The sequence below is a fragment of the Microcoleus sp. S13C4 genome, assembly GCF_036700865.1.
Taxonomy (GTDB): Bacteria; Cyanobacteriota; Cyanobacteriia; order Cyanobacteriales; family Microcoleaceae; genus Microcoleus.
Map to the genome: position 1 here is coordinate 1 of NZ_JAUBPS010000010.1, position 18,796 is coordinate 18,796.

An 18,796-nucleotide genomic window follows, 5' to 3' on the forward strand; every position below is an offset into this window, starting at 1 on the left:
CTCTGCAAAAATTGTTGTTTGAGAATGCACGCACGATTTGGCATAATGGAGAGAGATATTTTGGTTTGTAAGGCAATTATCTATGTATATCTTGCCTTACAGATTTTTTTTGGCTCACTTTTTCAGTGCCATTGACCAGTAGACTTTAAATTATGGCTGCGTAAATTTTTAGCAGGGAGCTGATACGTAAATGAACACGTAACAGCCGTGAGGCTCCCAAAGCTTTATGTCCCCAGCTTCTAGACGCAACAAGAGACGCCAACTTCTGCAACTGTACGGAAACCGCTGCCACTGGTGCAACAAGTCGATGCAGAAATCAGAAAGAACCATCGAACACTTACTCCCGAAAAGCCGAGGCGGGTCTAACGCGCTCTCTAACCTGCGTTTAGCCTGCTTCAGTTGCAATAATTCGCGTGGAAATAGCCTCGAACCTCCGGACGGCAAGAATTTACGCACACAAAGAGCTCAACCACATGAGAAAATAGCTTAGGATTTTCGCACGATCGCGAATTTTTATAGCTAATAAACAAAGTAACTTGCTCCTCAAAAAAGTCGCATGGATGACCTAGATGAACGATTAAGCACTCTAATTGCAGAGATCCGTCAAAATCCAGCTAAGAGTAGAAAAGGGCGAACAGCGAGGGACAAGCTATTACGGGAAATTCAACAACTACCAGGACTCAAAAAATCAGTCCATCAAGACTATCCTGAAGCCCTCAATCGTACTTTTGAATGGGTTAGTCGCGAGATTGCTAAATTTGAGCCGCGCCAATCTTCTGTTTCAAAAAGTTTGGTTAACTGGATCAACGGCTACCTGGGTTGGCGAATTCAAGATTTGTATTCTCCTGACAAAGATGCTCCAATTAGTTTAGAGGCGCCGATCGCAGCAGATATTGGAGAAACAACTCGGCTCGAACTATTACCCGATTTTACGCTCAGCGGGTTGGATGGCATGATTGAAAGTGCTCAGAAAGAAACTATTCAGCGAATTGGGCGCGAACTAGAACTTTACATAGAGGAAGATCCAGAAGGCAAGCTAAGAAATAGCTACCCTCGTTCTAACCCGGAGTGTAACTGCCAATTCCTCAGCATGAGAAGAGTATTAAAAGAACCTCCTGACAAGTTTCGAGACTTAGCAACAGAGTTAAAGGTTAATTACACAACCCTGAATTCTCACTGGAAGAGAAACTGTGAACTCTTGTTGCAAAAAAAAGCCATAACTCTAGGATATAAACAGGAACCACAACCATGAACATCGCAGAACTGCCTCTGTTAATAGTACCGCTAGACTTAAAAGCTCATGAAATGGCGCGACAGTTGGCAGCCGTTCAAAGTACAGTCCAAAAAGGAAAACGAGTTTACTTGAATGCACTGGCAGTTTACGCAGTTCACAGCTATTTAAAATGGCTGCAAATTGAAACAGATTTGAATTCTTCCGATAGCTTTAATCCAGCAAAAACGACACTAGCTAATGTCGCTGACTTGGTAATTCCTGGCATTGGCTCCTTAGAATGCCGCCCAGTTTTACCTGGTGAAAAAACCATCTTCTTACCCGAAGAAGTAATAGAAAATCGGATTGGATATGTGGGAGTACAGTTTAGCGATCGCCTTGACTCCGTGCAACTATTGGGATTTGTTCCCAGCTTAGATAGCTCAAATCCACCGCAACAAATAGCAGTAGCAGAACTGATGCCGCTCGACACTTTACTTGAACAGATTACTCGTTTAGAAGAAGCGATCGCCTTTTTAGAAACAGACGATCCAGTGGCGGTACAGGTACGTTCTACGATCCAAACTCAATCGCAGAGCAATATTGTTGCCCAATTAGAGCGTATTTATCGAACTTGCGACGAGTACGAGTGGCGGTATGCAGCGGGAGAGATGTTAGCTGGGAGTGCCGCACGAGGGGAATTTACTCGTGAAAGTGTAGATAGCGCTGACACTGATTTACAAGATTTAGCCGAAGCACTGCTGGAGAAGTTAGCAGAAATATGGAGAGATGCTGCGTAATTTTGGAGCGGATGGCTGATGTGTATATGTAGTCTCCCCTTCGTAACCTGTAAAGAATATGGCAAAAGGATTCGGCCCGAAGAAAGCTCCCCAAACGACCAAACGGCAGACAGCTTATTTCAAGCTGATTCAAGCGATCCTCGAATGTCCTGGTGGTAAGGAACTGAAGATGTTAAGGAAGCACCCGGACTTGGTGGATGTTGGTTTGGTGGAAATGATGGAAATGGTAGCGACAATGCTGGTAGCACAGAGGAAGATTTCTGGTGCTAATTTGTTAATCGATTTGGCTATTTTTATAACTGAAGAACTGGAATACAGGAATTTTTACACAGGAATAGATTGCTCACCAGTAAAAGGCTCTTTTGTTAAAGCTCCAGCTTTCTTGTGGGAAGTATTGCGGACAATTTTATTAAAAGGGGACGAACAAACAGCTTACCAGATACTAGCAATTAACTCAGACAAACTGAATGAAGATTTTTTGCAGCAATTTCGCCTCTGGATAGATTGTACACTCCTGAGAACCCAGCCAAAAATAACAAAAGCGATCGCGGCAGGTATTGGGTATTTCAGCGCGATCCTCTGGCATTTTCCACTGGGCAATAGAGCAATTAACCTGGAAATTGCGATCGCAGGTTTTGAAGGATCAGCCAAGATTTTGACTCGTGAGATTGAGCCACAAGTGTGGGCGACAACCCAAAGCGGTTTAGCCCCAGCATACCGCAATCGGATTTTGGGTGATCGCTCCGACAACCTTGAAAAAGCCCTCACCGCTTGCACCAATGCTTTGCAAATTTCCACTCGCGATACTTCTCCCCAAGAGTGGGCGATGGTGCAAAATAACCTCGGTCTTGTTTACAGTGACAGAATCGTCGGAGATGAAGCTGAGAATTTAGAAAAGGCGATCGCTTGCTATGAAGGAGCCTTGCAAGTTGTTAGCCGCGAGCGAACTCCTGAACTTTGGGGAACACTGCAAAATAACCTGGCACTTGCTTACACTCGCCGAGTTGAAGGATCTCGCGCACAAAATTTCGAGCAAGCGATCGCCTGTTATCAAGTTGCCTTAAAAGTTCGCACTGATTCTGATTGGGCTAGTAGCCAATTTCACCTCGGTCTTGCCTATAGCGAAAGGATTGTAGGGGACAAAATCCAGAACCAGGAACGGGCGATCGCAGCCTACCAAGCCGCATTACAAATTTATACTCCCGAAACCTATCCAGAAAGATGGGCTAAAACCCAGTTAGATTTGGGTTTTGCTTACCGCAAATTGGCACAAAGTGCTAATGCTTTAACCTGTTTTCAAGCCGCCTTAAAAGTCTTTACTCCTACTTCGTTCCCTAGAGAGTGCATCGAAACCGGACTTGAGTTGGGAAAGGTAGCATTGGCTACTGGCAAAAAGGCGGAAGCTTTTGAAGGTTTTGAGATTGTAATTGAAGCTGTAGAGATGATCAGCCGCTGGGGTGATTCTGAATCTTTACATCAAGAAATTCCCGAAAAATTTTCTGCTTACGCACAAATACTAGGGCTTTGCACGGACTGGGGAGAACTAAAAAAAGCCAGAGAATATGCTGAACGCTCAAGTTCTCCTGTTATTTTAGGCCTACTAGAAAATGTTCACCTCCAGCAAGTAAGTTCTATTTCACAGTTTCTTATTAAAGTCTTAGACACCGTTGCAAAAAACGAAAATAATCCGCAAGCTTTGTACCATATTCTCGAAGCAAACCTAGATAAACTGGACAACAGTTTTGTAGAACGATTAAGTCTAATAAAGTTTGATATATCTCAAGTAGGGCCAGGGGAAGCAATCAATTTAGCGGCAAGAGTTCTCAACTTTAGCAGCCTGATTGAAAATTTCCCCAAAGGCAATGCAGAAAACAACTGGAAGATTGCTAAGACAGGCTACGAAGTTGCAGCTACTGTTTTTACCAAAGAAGACTTCCCCGAACAATGGAATTTTATTCAACATAAAATCCGCCCTAATTTACCCTTTGAATTATTGCAAGTTATTTCCGAAACTCAAGCTAAAATTCGAGTTGATACTTTACTTGAACATGAGCGAGAGCAAATTGAGAAGTATTTTGTTAAAATAGCGCAAAAACTTATATCGTTGAAAGCTGATCCAGAACCCATAGACGAACTTTTTATCAAGTGGGTACAGAAAATATTGCTTGACGCTAACCAAGAGCAAATTGACGAAATTTTTGTTAAGGAGATGCCAGATGAAACCGATGCTATGCTATCTGAAGTCCCACCTGAAAAAAGAAAAGAAATTGCTTCTGGTATTTTGGTTTTAAGTTTACACATCCACCAATTAAAAAAAGGGAATGAGGCTAATAATTTAGAAATTGCGATCGCAGGTTACGAAATTGCTTCCACAGTCTTTACCCGTGAAGCTTTTCCAGAAGAGTGGGCACTTTGTCAGATGTTCCTCGGTAACACTTGCTACCGCCGTTTTAAGGGCGATCGCGCCGACAATCAAGAACAAGCGATTGCTTACTGTCAAGATGCCCTACAAGTATATACCCGCGAAGCTTTTCCGATACAGTGGGCAACGATTCAAAATACATTATCTCTTGCCTATGACAACCGAATTCGGGGAGATCGGTTAGAGAATGCAGAATTAGCGATCGCGGCTGGCGAAGCTGCAATGGAAGTTCGCACCCGCGAAGCAATGCCTGAAGAATGGGCCCAAGTGCAAAACAATCTGGGTATTATTTACTGCGATCGCATTTGTGGCAACAAGGCGGAAAACTTGGAACAAGCGATCGCTTGTTATCAAAACGCCCTGTTATTCCGCACCCGCGAAGAATTTCCTGAACTTTGGGCGCAAACTCAAATGAATCTGGCATCTGCTTACCGCCAGCGACTTCATGGCGATTGGGTAGAAAATGTTGAGAAGGCGATCGCAGCTAACAAAAAAGCATTACAAGTTTACACTCAAGACGAGTTTCCCGTAGATTGGGCTAGAGTAAAAATGAATCTGGCTAATGCTTATTTGCATCGACTTCAGGGCGATCCAAATGAGAATTTAGAAATAGCTATTGCCGCCCATAAAGCTGCCTTACAAATCTTTAACCAGGATGAGTTTCCTACAGAGTGGGCTATGGTTCAAATGAATCTGGGCAATAGCTACCTCAGCCTTGAGCGAAACGAAGAGGCGATCGCCTGTTATCGAAAAGCAATGGAAGTCTTCACGCCAACTGCTTTCCCAGTTGAGTGCCTGAAGACTGGAGAAATGCTAGGAAACAGAGCATTTGTAATGGGAGATTGGCAGTTAGCCATTGAGGGATACGGTATCGCGATCGAAGCCGTAGAAACCAGCCGTACTTGGGCAACTTCTGAATTTCGCCGCCAAGAAATTTTTGAAGAGGCGATCGACATTTATGCAAACATCGTGCAAGCTTGCATCAATAATAAGCAGTTAGATAAAGCTGTTGAATACGTAGAGCGCTCGCGCTCTAAACGCCTCGTAGACTTAATGGCAAGCAATGACCTCTATTCAAGTGCAGAAATTCCTGCTGAAATTCAACAGTATTTACAGGATTTTGAACAGCTACAGCAGCAAATTGACAAGGAACGAGGGCGCAATCAACCTAGCAACGACTTTGATAATAGCAAACTTGATAACAGCCGTGCAGCACTAGCAGCTTACAATCAAACAATAGCTTATCTGGAAGCTGAAAAACTCCAAATTTGGGAACAACTTCGCCGTTTAGATCCGGTGCTTGCGGGTCAAATTCGAGTCAATCCTCTCGAATTCCCATCCATCCAGAAGCTGATCGACAAACCTACTACTGCCATTCTGAGCTTTTACACCACTGCTAGCGACACCTTGATATTTGTGGTGCGGCAAAATGAGATTACCCTACACAATTGCATCGATTTAGGATTGGATGCTTTACACGGATGGATTTTCCCAAATTGGTTAGGAAAATATGTTGAGGATAAAGCTTCTTGGAAAGAAGAGTTAGTTGGGATGCTAACTGAACTGGCAAAACAGTTAAATTTGAACGATCTAATCTTATGGCATTTAGAAGGAATTTCGGAACTGATTATAGTTCCTCATGATGCCCTTCATCACATCCCTTTCGCTGCACTACCCATCGGAGACAACCGATATTTAGGAGAAAAATTTCTCATTCGTTACGCACCTAGTTGTCAAGTCCTAGAATTCTGCCAGCAGCGTCCTTCCCCCGGCAATAACCTAAACTGTGGCACTATTGAAGATGCGACGGACGACTTGCCTTGCGCCAGCTTTGAAGGAGAGCAACTAGCAGTCCTTTATAATATCCCAGACAATCAACGCTTAAAAGGTCGCCATCAAGCTACTGTTAGTAACTATCGAGAACTGGCGCAAACCGTCCAAATTCTCCATTCTAGCCACCACGCCCAGTCGCGCTTTGACAATCCCTTAGAATCGACATTAATTTTAGGAGATGGCTGCATTAAGCTGTCAAACATCTAAACTGCATTAACTAAGTTACCTTTATTTTTGATTTTTCGGTTCCATTTTATAATTAGTTCTCCTTCATTTAACAATTCATTCAACAGAGACTCTAGTTTTTCAATAGATTCAAATAATCTATTAGCAATATATTCCTTGGCGGAATGCCATACTAATTCAACTAAGTTGTAGTCAGGACTATACTTGGGCAAAAACTCTATGATTATATTCGGCATCTCTGCTGCTATTTTCTGCAAAATCTCTGCTTTTTTATGAAAACTAGCGTTGTCCAAAATTATTACCAATTTACAGCCTTTCTCTTCAAATTCTCCCGCTAAATTCCCTTGTAATATCCACTCGGCTCTTAAATCTCCATAAAAATTTTTGAGGACGGCATAAAAATTAGCAGCATTTCCAGATGGAATAAAATCCACCCATCTTTTCTTGTCTGAATACCTCACTCCGCCCATGACATTTATACGACCCTTTCGTCGCTCTCCTCTTTTCTTGCTTCGAGTCCCTTTTTTACACCAATTTTTTCTTCTAATTACTCTCAAACTAAATCCGCTCTCATCCCAAAACCATACCTGTAGAAGAGCTGGAAATTCTTTGGCTATTCTTAGATACTCAGCTAATTTATCTTTAAATAAACCCCTCTCTACGGTATCTTGCTTCTCCTCTAAGCTATATCTAGCCCAGATGTAAACATACTTTTTTGATTTTAAAATCCTCCTTACTTGGGTACTACTCAACTCGATTCCTGTCTTTTCCCCTAGATATATGGCAAGTCTAGCTGTTGTCCATCTTCCGAACTCATAACCATATTTCTCAGGTTCTACTTCAATGGTTTCTAGGAGTAAATTAATGTATTCTTCTGTAGCTTTTCGGTAGTTACCCTTCATCCGCTCATCTTTGAAACTGTCTAAATTCTCAGGCTCACCATGTCTGCTCCAATAAGCAACTTTTCTCAGAGAGCAGCCAATTAGTTCAGCAGTTTGAGCTTGTGTATTTCCGTTATTTAGTAACAAAAAAATCAAGGCTCTTTGCCGAATATCTGGATGCTCATGCTCTTTTAATGCTTGTTGTAGACTTTTTTTTGTCTCGCAATTGAGGAAGTTTTTAGTAGGCATTGACTTTTTCTAAATATCATCATATTATACTATGCAATATGCGTTTTAGATGCTCAACAGCTTACTTTAGGTCAGCTAATGACTCCTGCATGGCGTCTCCCTCAGTTGTCGGATGTATTTCTTTCCTGCTGCGAAACAGGATTGGGATTGACTGAAATTACTGGCGATATCCTTACTTTTTCAACTGCTTTTTTGTCGGCGGGAGCCAGAAGTGTTATCAGTACGCTTTGGGCTGTCGATGATTTAGCTACAGCACTTTTCTCGATCTTTTACTATCAAGAGTGGCAGCAGGGAAAGAATCGCCCAGAAGCTATGAGACAAGCTCAAGTTAAGTTGCGAGAGCTTGCGGGCAATACCTTAGTTGCTAGTTATAAACCCCAACTCACAGAACTTTTGAAACAGAAACGTGAAGAAACCCACACCCTCCGCAAAATATCCGAGGCAGAACGAAAGGCTTGCTCCTCCGGTTCCTCAGAATATCAGCAATGGGATGAAGAATACAAAAAGTATGATAAAATTGGCAAACAAATTTATCTATCTCTCAAAAATTTAGAGAAATCTTGTCAAGAATTAAAGCCGTTCTCTCACCCTTTTTACTGGGCCGCTTTTACCTGCACTGGGATTTGGTAAAATAGACTATTAAAGAGGAATTTAGCCACACCTGAATAAACCAGTATAGCAGTTCGTTCGAGCATTAGTTAGGAAAGTTCAACTAATTCCGCAGGAGCCTCACGTTTCACCGCAACGGGAGAGTGTGAGAGGAATGGGGGTAAAAGTTGGGGGTTCGATACCAGGTGCAGATTTGGGTTCGACTGCTTTAACAGTAGTGAGAGGAATGGGGATAAAAGTTGGGGGTTCGATACCCCCAACTTTTACAATTTCTTGGCTAGTATTCGCAGATAATCTCGCTCACAAATCATTTTGAGTCCTAAATACTGTATCGCAGTATTTCAACCATATTTCCTTGGACTAGGAGTGTGAGACGAGAGTTAACAGTTTCGATGAGTTTCCCATAGTCTTGTATTCGATTATTATCCGAACATATAAATCTAAACTTAGCGTACCAAACCAGCCAGCAGCCCCGACGCTTCCCGCTGCAAGCTCTGCCGATTATCATCGTAGCAATTAAGGACGTTCGAGCTCGTATGGCGGCTCAACTTCTGCGCCATTCGCGTATTGCCGTTGCTTGCATCTAACAGCGTCGTAATTGCAGCGTGGCGTATTCTGTGCGGGCTGATTCTTTTAGGAATTCCCGCAGCGGAGCAAGTTGAGAAAACAAGCTTGTAAATAGCGTACCCGCTCAACCTCAACCCGTATTCACGCTTTGTCAAAGCGATAAATAAAGGATCGAGGGGCATTGCAGCTCCCCGCACGCTCAGCCAATCAGAAATCGCATCTGCCGTCGCGCTATGCAAGTCAATTAGCTGCGCTTGAGTTCCCCTACCTTTGCCGTAAATATTCAAAGTTCGGGCTAGCGGGTCAAAGTCGCCTATATTGGCTCCGCCGAGCTCCCCCCGGCGCAACGCATTGTCCCACAGCAGCCGGAGAACTGCATAGTCGCGCTTTCCCTGGGGCGTACTCCGGTCGGGAATGGACAACACCGACTGCATCGCCGCCACATTCTCAGAAGCAACTCGGCCAAACCCTGTAGTATCCCGGTAAGGAACCACCTTCTCTCCTTCAACATCTACCAAACTCCACTCGCACTCGCCCACCTTCCGAGCAAAATTCACCAAACTTTTGATCGCCGCCAGTCGCCGATTAATCGTCGCTTCCTTGAGTCCCTTGTCGATTAGTTTGGCTTTATACTTGAGAACCACCGCGACAGCGGCGAAGCGGTTCAGCCGTAGAAACTCGCGTACCAATGCCGGGTGCGGTTCCTGCCCCGCCATTGTCGCAAAGAAATCGTACAAGTCTTTCTCATAAGCACGCCTAGTGTTGACAGAGCGCTTGGCAGCTAACAGCTCTGCCACTAGGTCCCGCGTCGAAGCTATTTCTCCAAAGGAATTAGCAGCGTGTTCTAAGTCCATAGCCGGTCTGATAATTTGACTTTCCAGACCAGATTACCCTCATTAGGGGTGCAAAAAGAAGGATAATTTACACCGCGAGCGACGAACGTACTAATAATGAGCGGCTTAAGCAAAACCCTTGCAGGTGCAGCGGCGCTCGCTGTACTCGATCGAACGAGTATAAATTTTGATGGTCAAACAATTAAAGCGGCCTCTTGGGGAAGTTCTGCCACCAGAGTTGCCTCCTCTCTCTCAAGAGGGCAACAGCACCTTTTCAACCTTTACAAACAACATGAAGTTGCCCGTTCACCGCTGGTGCGAGATGAGCGTGCGGGTTTCTCGGCCTCTTGGGTTGAAACCGTTATTCCTTTGCTAAAGCCTTAGAAGGGAGAGGTGCGACTGTCCTCAATAGCTAATACCGCTAAGCTCATTCGATCGCCAGATCAGACTTACCTGGGCGTACCGGATGATTTTATCGATCGCCCACTATTTAATGCAAGAGTGTTTGAGGAGCTTTTTCACGCGCGCGTGACGCGGGCTGATTGTCGCTCGGCTAACGCCCGCGAGTGACGGCAATCTGTCGATCGCACGCCTGTCGCGGGCTGACTGAATTTACTATCACATTTAGATGGAAAGTGCTGTATGTAGGCTACTGTCAAACTCTCAAGTTTCCCGATCGCGAATAATGCGACTTTTCACCTCGTTGGGAATTCTGCGATCGTTCAAAATCTCATCTAGCAGCGGTGAATTTTTGCCGCAGTCGTTTGCAACAGCCACCGCCACAGCGCACTGATTTGCTACCGGCATCAGCGAATCGCCAACAATCAAATCTTCTCTGACAATAGCAGCCAAAAACTCGGAGTCAAATTTAGCGAGTTTAGTCAGCAATCCTGTGACAACTAATTTATCTACTTTGCGGCTGATGTCTACAGTTCGCAGTAAGATGCGGGTGCAATTCCCAATCTGTGGCATGAGTTCTATCTTGTCTAAAAGAGCTATTTGATTTAAAGCAATCAGTGCTGAAGCTGCTCCCATGTTGATAACATCTTGATTGGAACTTTTAACAATTCTGCGAGTTAGCTCAAAGGTGGCTTCTGCTAAATTGGGGTCAATTGTATTTACCCCTGAAGGATGATTCCAAATGGCAGTGTCTATCAATTTGTATAAGAGTTGGACTATTTCCGCAGTCGAATCGTTTGCTAAAGTTTCAAAAACAGCCATAATTTCTGAGGTTGCAACTACTTGCGAGTTGACTTTTTCAATGAAAGCTTTCACACAGTTTTGGCGCACTCCAACGAGGGGAGACTTTGCTAAAATTAGTAGCAATTGCTGTAACTGGATCTGCTTTTTTTGTTCGGCGAGGGCGAGTATGGCTGCGGAGGCATCGAGGGCCACATCTCGCGAGGAATCTAAACACAGTTTGGCGAGTTCAGAAATAGATAACGAGTAGGGAGACGGCAATGCCTTGTCATTACTGGAATCCGCTGAGGTTAATGTCTTATCATTACTGAAATCTGCTGAGGGTAATGCCTTGTCATTACTGGAATCCGCCGACGGTAATGTCTTGTCATTACTGAAATCTGCTGAGGGTAATGTCTTATCATTACTGGGATCTACTGTATTTTCGGCTTGTTGGCGGTACAATTTAACTAGGGCCGATCGCACTTCTTTTGAATCCGCATTTTTTTGTAAGTAAGGTTCGAGTTGAGGAGGAACATTATTGAGTTTCTTAAGGATATTAGCTGTTTGTGATGCTGGCAGTGTGGGAAGTAATTGTTCGAGAATCTCTGCCAAAAGCTGCTGTATCGATAGGTTATTGGCAAGGGCATCTATCGCGCGAATGAATTCTACAGGAGCTCGATCTATCGCCGGCACAATCCACTGAACCAAAGCTAATTGCAGTTCGCTACTGAGGGGATGCAAACCATTACCATAAATTGCTAGTTCTCTGAATACTAAAGTAATAGTTGATGCTCGATTGGCTGGGATAGTTTCTATGGGGATTTTTAGTAAACTAGCAGCAACTAAATCAGTCGCACCACTGTGAACTGCTGATGTAATAGCAGCGAGATTGCGCCCCGTTAAATCCTCTATATCCCTTGGCAAGCTATCGCTGAATGTACTCTTTAAAATCGCTTCTAGCAAGGCTGTATCTGATGCAGCAGCGCGGCCGACAGCAGTGGCGGAAACCGCAGTCCAGTATTTGCCTAGTGGGGCGCGGAGTGCATCTTGCCAAGTGGTTCCGAAGAGTGTGTCGCCGGCAGCTAAAAAGTTTGGTAGCAGGCTGCTGAGAAGTTTTGTGGTGTTTTCTTGTTCTTTGAATTGTTCGGAAATTGGTTGAGAGATAATTGTTAGCAGAAATTCTCGCTGTACTGTTGCGGGAACGCCGGGAGTTAGGTAAAGTTCAATGACGGTAGAACGAACGTTGCCGCCGAAGAGAAAATAATATTTTTTAAGGCTTTTTAAAATTTCTAATTCTATGCTATCTGTCCGTTTATTCGCATAATTTTCACAAAAAACACCGATGAATTTTCCCCAAATTTGATAGCGTTCTTGTCGTCGTTTATTTTCGGTTGTTTGAGACTGTCGGCTATTTTCTGCTGTTTGTGGCTGTCGGTTATTTTTGGTTGTTTGTGGCTGTCGGTTATTTTTGGTTGTTTGTGGCTGTCGGTTATTTTCTGCTGTTTGAGACTGCGGGTTATTTTCTGCTGTTTGAGACAGTCGGTTATTTTCGGTTGTTGACGATTGTGGGTTACTTTCTGCTGTTTGCGGCTGTCGATTGGCGATGGCTGCTAGGGCTCGCTCAAATCGAGAAGTTTCAGCGGGCGATTCGAGATTTACCTGCAAAACTGGGGGGAACCGCCCTAGCAATTCGGCCGCTGTTTCCGCTGCTTTGTTAATTAGTTCCGGGCCGACATTTCCTAGCAGTTGTACTGCTACTTCCCAGGCGGCGTCTCTGTGGCGCTGCGGTGCTCCTCTGGCTGCTGCTAACAGGGTTTCTTGGAAGCTGTAGTCTCTGGTAAGGGCTATTCCTAGTAGGGACAGCAACACGGCTGAGGATTCCGGTTCGGTACGGGAAACACTGGCAAAGGTGACGGCGCGAAAAGGCAAAATTTTGGTTGTGTCTAATTCATCAGAAATTTGGTTGAATTCTGGTAGGTTGAGGAGGGTTAAAAGTTGGCGAAATATCGACCAAATATAATATCTGGAATCGGCTATTTTAGCAGCAATTAAATCATTTTTAAGTTGGTCTTTGGCTCGTTCGCCTGTTTCGCTGGCATTCATCCATCTGGCTACGGTATATTCTAAGAATGTTTGGTGAAAAAAACCAGATCGCTTTCCTCCTAAATCTTTAAAAATTCCGTCGCTTTTGAGTGAATTGTAAGCAGAAAATTCTGTTTCGCTGAGGTCTAAATCGCCCTCGTAAACAAAGTCACGCAATCTATCTCCAGAGTTTTCATACATTAATCGTGCTAGTTTCAGGCACAGTTTTTGTTTGGCGAGGCTGAGGTGTTCGGACTGCAAGTTGTGGCGAACTTTGGCAATTTTCCAATCCCAATATTTTTCGTATAGCTGGCTGACGGTTAAATCTTCGGGGACTGTTTCTTCAGCGGCGAACAAGTCGCAAAGTAAAGCCAGCAGCAAGGGGTGGCAGACGATTTCTTGTAGGGATACGCTGTCTGCGGAAAGGGCAATAATTTGGTTGGCAAAAGATTGCTGGCTTGCTAGAGTGTTGAAACCAGGTTTAGTCTTAATGAATTCTTGCGCTGCGGTTCTGACTTCTTCGCTGGTGAAGGGGGTAATTTTGCAGTTGTCGCTGACGCTTTCTCGGAATCCGGCAAAGCTTTCATGGTAGGGTTCAAAAAAGTTGCTGTAGTCGGTATCGCGGCAGGTGAAGGCGATTGTTGTGCCGATTTCTAAGAGTTGGGATAAAATGCCGCGCAACACCGAAACTAAAGGTTTTGTAAGCACGATGTCTAAAGTGTCAATCAGGAGAATGCCGCGATTTTGTTGGGCTGTTAGTTGTTGGGCAATTTCCACGATTGATTGTCGCTTAGCACTAATTTTTTCACCGACTTCTAGGGCAAAGGTTTCAGCGGATTCGATTAAATCGTCGCACCGGGCTAAGGCTAACCAGCCACTGTCTGATTCGGTTTGTTCGGCGTGTAGTTCATCGTAGATGCTGCCGAGAATGGTGCTTTTTCCGTATCCGGCGGCCCCTATAATTGGGACGATGCGGCGTTTGTTTTCAACGAATCCGGCGCGTATTTCTTTCAAGCATTTGGACAGCAGGGTTTCGCGGGGAATGGGGGGGAGAATGTAGGGAGTGAGGGCGGCCCTGGCGCGGGCGGCGCTGCGTTCGGTTGCTGCAAAGAGTTCGTCGCTGGGTGAGAGGTTGTAGCTGGTTGCTGATATTGTTTCTGATATTAGATTGGCGATACTTTCATCGGATACAGCGGAAGTTATTGTGTCTGATTCTGTTTTTAGACCAACTATTTCCTGCCAGTCGAGTTCTAGGGTATCGCAAATATCCATGAAAATCGATCGAGAAATCGCCTTGCCGGTAAAGAATCCGTTGATAGTTGACCAAGCTGCAATTAGCAGTTCAACGGCAAGTGCCTTCTGTGTCAAATGTTTACGCCCCAAAGCTCTTTTTGCGAGTTCGATTCCTTTGGCTGTTGCTTGGAGAGTGCGGTTTGACATAGGGGATGCGAAGAGTATTTGTATCAATTTAACCTGAAAGACTGCCAAAGAATTAAGTCAACTGGGCTTAAAAACTTAAGTCCTCTGAAAATAACATTTTGCACCATTCTCAAAAACAGGCAAGATGCCTGTTCCACAAAGACTGAATTTTCTTGTGGGGTGTAGGGGTTGGGCATCCTGCCCGCCCGTGTATTTCTTAGTCCGTGCAGGCGGACTTCGTTCGTGTAGACGCGGTTTCAACCGCCGAGTTTGAACGATACTTTCAACTCATACACGAACTCATATAAGTTTGTCAACCACTCAAATCTGAACTCAAACACCCCCCTGCAAAAATCGAAGTTGTAAGGTTTAAAACCCAATTTGGGGGGTACATGGAATTTACACCAGAACCTCTGCACGCGGCTTGGCAGCAAGTCCGCAAGCGTAGTCGCAGCGCTGGAATTGACGGCATTACGGTTGATTTGTTTGCCGGTGTTGCCCGACACCAGTTGCAGGTTTTGCTGCAGCAGTTGCAGCAGGAATGTTATTTTCCGCGTCCAGCTAAGGGTTTTTACCAGCCCAAAGCCAACGGCGACAAGCGTTTGATTGGTATTCCTACGGTTAGGGACAGAATTGTGCAGCGTTTTTTGCTGGACGAACTGTATTGGCCGCTGGAGGATGTTTTTCTCGATTGCAGCTACGCTTACCGTCCCGGCAGGGGCATACAGATGGCTGTCAAACACCTGTATTCCTATTATGGATTCGGGCAGGCTTGGGTAGTCAAGGCTGATATTGAGAAGTTTTTTGACAACCTTTGTTGGCCGCTGCTATTGAGTGATTTGGAGAAGTTGCAATTAGAGCCGATTTTGCGCCAGTTAATTCAACAGCAGCTTGGGTCGGGAATTGTTGTTAAGGGTCAGTGTTTGTATCCGAATCAGGGAGTTTTGCAAGGGGCGATTCTTTCCGGTGCTTTGGCTAATTTGTACTTGAACGAATTTGACCGGCTTTGTTTGAGTCACGGTTGGAATTTGGTGCGCTTTGGCGATGATTTTGCAATCGCTTGTGCCGATTCTATTCAAGCTAATCGCTGTTTGGAACAGATTAGTGCTTGGCTGGGCAGTTTGTATTTAAAACTTCAGCCAGAAAAGACGCGGATTTTTGCACCCGATGAGGAGTTTACTTTTCTCGGTTATCTGTTTCGCAATGGAGAGGTTTTTGCACCGGAACTCCCAAAAACTACGGCAAAGGGGAGAGTTTCGCGGGCTTCGGGAACTTCTTTTAGTCGGGCAGTAACTCGCAAAGTACCTGTGTTTTCTGGAAAGCCTTTGGCTTGCAGTATTTCTGTGAAGCGGATTGTTTTGCCACGCGCTAATTCGGAACATTTTTGGAGGGAACCTATGAGTACGTTGTATGTCACGGATCAGGGAGCTTATTTGAGCATTCAAAACCAGCAGTTTCAGGTTTATTACCAGCAGGTATTGCGGATAAAAGTTCCAGCTAGTCGGGTAAGCCACATTATTTTGTTTGGCTGCTGCAATGTGTCTCACGGGGCTGTATCTTGTGCGCTGCATCAGCGGATTCCGATTCTGTATTTGTCGCAGCGGGGTCGCTATTTCGGGCGGTTGCAACACGACGGGCGGGCCAAGGTGGAATATTTGACTAAGCAGGTAAGTTGTTCTATGAATCCTGAGTTTGTTCGCCTGCAAGCCGAGGCAATTGTCCGGGCGAAGCTGCATAATTCACGGATTTTGCTGATGCGATTGAACCGCTATCGCAAATCGAAGGATGCTAGTCAAACATCGGTTTTGCAGGCGGTGGAAATGCTGGAAATGCTAATGGAAAGTTTGCATTTGGCTGAGTCTATGGATGCGCTGCGGGGTTATGAGGGGAAAGCGGCGACTGTTTATTTTCAAGCTTTGGGTTCTTTGTTTTCGGGCCCGTTTGTGTTTGAAGTTCGCACTAAGCGCCCTCCTACTGATCCGATTAATAGTTTGCTGAGTTTGGGCTACACTTTATTAAGTCAGAATGTGAGTTCGTTTGTGGAAGCTGTGGGGCTGCACACGCATTTTGGGAATCTGCACGTGCCCCGCGACAATCACCCGGCTTTGGTTTCAGATTTGATGGAGGAGTTTCGGGCTCAGGTTGTGGATTCTCTGGTAACGTATTTGATTAATTCTCAGATTTTTATTGCGGATGATTTTACGCGGCCAGACGAACGGGGTGGCGTTTTTCTTCAACCTCATGCTTTGAAGAAGTTTCTCAAGCATTGGGATGAAAAGTTGCTGTCGGAGACGACTCATCCCCATACTGGTTATAAGGTGGCGTACCGTCGCTGTTTGGAATTGCAGGTGCGGGAGTACATCTCAGCGTTGATGGGAGAGGTTGAGGTATATCGGCCGATGATGTGGGATAAGTAGGGTTCGGTGGGTGAGAGAAAGGGATTTTTTCTCTGTTTGTTAGTTCCACGGTTGTCTAATTAGCTTTTTCGTGGGGGGTAGGTGATGTCTGAAACCCTTATTCTGTCGTTACCCCCCACGAATTTCTTTTGGGGTAAAGGTTTGGAAGCCTTATTTTACCGTAGGTTGCTGACTTGTTGAGAATATCCTGCTTTTATTGACTTTAAATTTTGACCCCCACGAAAAAGTGCTGTAGACTTATCTTAGGGTAAGGCTTCTAGGAGCTAGCCTTTAGGCTTCTTCGGAAGTTGAATTAATGGAAACCAGAACCGCCTTGCTCCTGGGCAGGGTAAGGGTAAAAATCCTTTAGGCTTCTTCGGAAGTTGAATTAATGGAAACGTCACAGTGAACGTGGTTGCTCCGTTTGTAACTGTACTTTAGGCTTCTTCGGAAGTTGAATTAATGGAAACACCCCAACAACCTCGCCGACTTCGACAGACTCGAAGTCTTTAGGCTTCTTCGGAAGTTGAATTAATGGAAACATCTGCAATATTAGCAGTCGTAAAAGTCCGAATGAAACTTTAGGCTTCTTCGGAAGTTGAATTAATGGAAACTTGAGGCTGAAGGAAATAAACCATTGAAACCTAAAGCTTTAGGCTTCTTCGGAAGTTGAATTAATGGAAACTTCTTCTTGTTGACACCAATCGCAAAGACCAGATTGTCCCTTTAGGCTTCTTCGGAAGTTGAATTAATGGAAACATCGACTTTGGAATACTGCTCAGCATAAGTGAATCCAGGCTTTAGGCTTCTTCGGAAGTTGAATTAATGGAAACACTATTGTTCCCGGAGTTCGGCATGCCACACTCTGGACATCTTTAGGCTTCTTCGGAAGTTGAATTAATGGAAACCCTTCGCCAGTAGCGGAGACTCGGATTTCATCTACTTTAGGCTTCTTCGGAAGTTGAATTAATGGAAACAGCTAATATTCGCGCGACACCTTTCTCACTGAATACAACTTTAGGCTTCTTCGGAAGTTGAATTAATGGAAACTCGGTTGGAGCGGGAGGCATGGTGGGTTGGGTCTGCTTTAGGCTTCTTCGGAAGTTGAATTAATGGAAACTGTGTTTGTGGTATCTGTTGGTTCGTCTGCATCTCCGCTTTAGGCTTCTTCGGAAGTTGAATTAATGGAAACCTAATCCAATTGTCTGAGCCATTTGTAGGCCCAAGTCTTTAGGCTTCTTCGGAAGTTGAATTAATGGAAACTTTAGGAAGTAAAAAAAGATTTTCCTTACCTTCAAGCTTTAGGCTTCTTCGGAAGTTGAATTAATGGAAACCTAGAAACATGTTTCAACTCAAAATCTACTTCAGCACTTTAGGCTTCTTCGGAAGTTGAATTAATGGAAACCTTGAGGGAAGAAAGTGAGAATAACCAAAACTAAAGCGCTTTAGGCTTCTTCGGAAGTTGAATTAATGGAAACTTAGCTGAAATTTTTACAGTTCTTTTATGCGAAACGGCTTTAGGCTTCTTCGGAAGTTGAATTAATGGAAACCAGACATACTACCTGAGAAATCGGCAAGCAAAAACAAATCTTTAGGCTTCTTCGGAAGTTGAATTAATGGAAACCTCTTCATGGCCTTCTGGATGGTTATTCCAGTAGTGCTTTAGGCTTCTTCGGAAGTTGAATTAATGGAAACTCCAAAAAGGGATGCAATAATGGACCCAACTAGAATGCGCTTTAGGCTTCTTCGGAAGTTGAATTAATGGAAACTCTGTTCTTAAATTCTGGCGAGAGCTTGAATAGAAACGACTTTAGGCTTCTTCGGAAGTTGAATTAATGGAAACTCAGGATCCTCAGGATCCCATTCGGGCTCATCATAGCTTTAGGCTTCTTCGGAAGTTGAATTAATGGAAACGCAGCTTCAACGGATTTTTTGGCTCGTTCTACTGCTTCTTTAGGCTTCTTCGGAAGTTGAATTAATGGAAACTCTTGGCGCATCATGGTGCCAGATCCGCCTGGCATAACTTTAGGCTTCTTCGGAAGTTGAATTAATGGAAACACCGATTGCCACTGCACCGATTACCTTCGGAACCAGCTTTAGGCTTCTTCGGAAGTTGAATTAATGGAA

Annotated in this window: 11 protein-coding genes and 1 CRISPR repeat array (1 of these 12 cut by a window edge); of the genes, 8 read left to right on the top strand and 3 right to left on the bottom strand. The window is 44.5% G+C overall.

Annotated features, from left to right (window positions below):
• The first annotated feature begins 226 nt into the window (after positions 1–226).
• The 4 genes from QT996_RS06595 to QT996_RS06610 all read left to right on the top strand — a co-directional run bounded on the left by QT996_RS06595 (position 227) and on the right by QT996_RS06610 (position 6,472).
• A complete protein-coding gene (locus QT996_RS06595; RefSeq protein WP_333045373.1) occupies positions 227–490 on the top strand; it encodes an HNH endonuclease in 264 nt (87 codons plus the stop codon).
• 66 nt (positions 491–556) lie between these two features.
• Positions 557–1,252, top strand: coding sequence for a hypothetical protein (locus tag QT996_RS06600; RefSeq protein WP_190739197.1), 696 nt, complete (start codon positions 557–559; stop codon positions 1,250–1,252).
• Positions 1,249–2,010, top strand: coding sequence for a DUF1822 family protein (locus QT996_RS06605; RefSeq protein WP_333045374.1), 762 nt, complete (start codon positions 1,249–1,251; stop codon positions 2,008–2,010). The genes QT996_RS06600 and QT996_RS06605 overlap by 4 nt, the downstream gene beginning before the upstream one ends.
• A 58-nt stretch (positions 2,011–2,068) precedes the next feature.
• Positions 2,069–6,472 (top strand): CHAT domain-containing protein, encoded by a 4,404-nt coding sequence (locus tag QT996_RS06610; RefSeq protein WP_333045375.1) that lies wholly within the window; start codon positions 2,069–2,071, stop codon positions 6,470–6,472.
• Here the strand turns inward: QT996_RS06610 and QT996_RS06615 are convergent.
• Positions 6,469–7,581 (bottom strand): IS630 family transposase, encoded by a 1,113-nt coding sequence (locus tag QT996_RS06615; RefSeq protein WP_333045376.1) that lies wholly within the window; start codon positions 7,579–7,581, stop codon positions 6,469–6,471. The genes QT996_RS06610 and QT996_RS06615 overlap by 4 nt on opposite strands.
• Before the next feature lie 78 nt (positions 7,582–7,659).
• On the opposite strand from QT996_RS06615, the gene QT996_RS06620 reads away from it, so the two are divergent.
• The gene (locus QT996_RS06620) at positions 7,660–8,211 is read left to right on the top strand and encodes a CHAT domain-containing protein (RefSeq protein WP_445304543.1); all 552 of its coding nucleotides are present in this window, start codon (positions 7,660–7,662) and stop codon (positions 8,209–8,211) included.
• A 425-nt stretch (positions 8,212–8,636) separates the two neighbouring features.
• Here the strand turns inward: QT996_RS06620 and QT996_RS06625 are convergent, their stop codons facing one another.
• The gene (locus QT996_RS06625; RefSeq protein ID WP_333045377.1) at positions 8,637–9,611 is read right to left on the bottom strand and encodes a tyrosine-type recombinase/integrase; all 975 of its coding nucleotides are present in this window, start codon (positions 9,609–9,611) and stop codon (positions 8,637–8,639) included.
• A gap of 96 nt (positions 9,612–9,707) precedes the next feature.
• Between QT996_RS06625 and QT996_RS06630 the strand changes: the two genes are divergently transcribed.
• On the top strand, positions 9,708–9,974 hold the full coding sequence (locus QT996_RS06630) for a hypothetical protein (protein ID WP_333045378.1): 267 nt from the start codon (positions 9,708–9,710) through the stop codon (positions 9,972–9,974).
• A 9-nt stretch (positions 9,975–9,983) separates the two neighbouring features.
• Positions 9,984–10,160, top strand: coding sequence for a hypothetical protein (locus tag QT996_RS06635; RefSeq protein WP_333045379.1), 177 nt, complete (start codon positions 9,984–9,986; stop codon positions 10,158–10,160).
• A 93-nt stretch (positions 10,161–10,253) separates the two neighbouring features.
• Here the strand turns inward: QT996_RS06635 and QT996_RS06640 are convergent, their stop codons facing one another.
• Positions 10,254–14,294, bottom strand: coding sequence for a hypothetical protein (locus QT996_RS06640; protein WP_333045380.1), 4,041 nt, complete (start codon positions 14,292–14,294; stop codon positions 10,254–10,256).
• Positions 14,295–14,665: 371 nt separating this feature from the next.
• Between QT996_RS06640 and cas1 the strand changes: the two genes are divergently transcribed.
• Positions 14,666–16,690 (top strand): CRISPR-associated endonuclease Cas1, encoded by a 2,025-nt coding sequence (cas1, locus tag QT996_RS06645; RefSeq protein ID WP_333045381.1) that lies wholly within the window; start codon positions 14,666–14,668, stop codon positions 16,688–16,690.
• Positions 16,691–16,958: 268 nt separating this feature from the next.
• A CRISPR array of direct repeats spans positions 16,959–18,796; the repeat unit is 35 nt; unit sequence CTTTAGGCTTCTTCGGAAGTTGAATTAATGGAAAC (it continues 6,169 nt past the right edge of the window).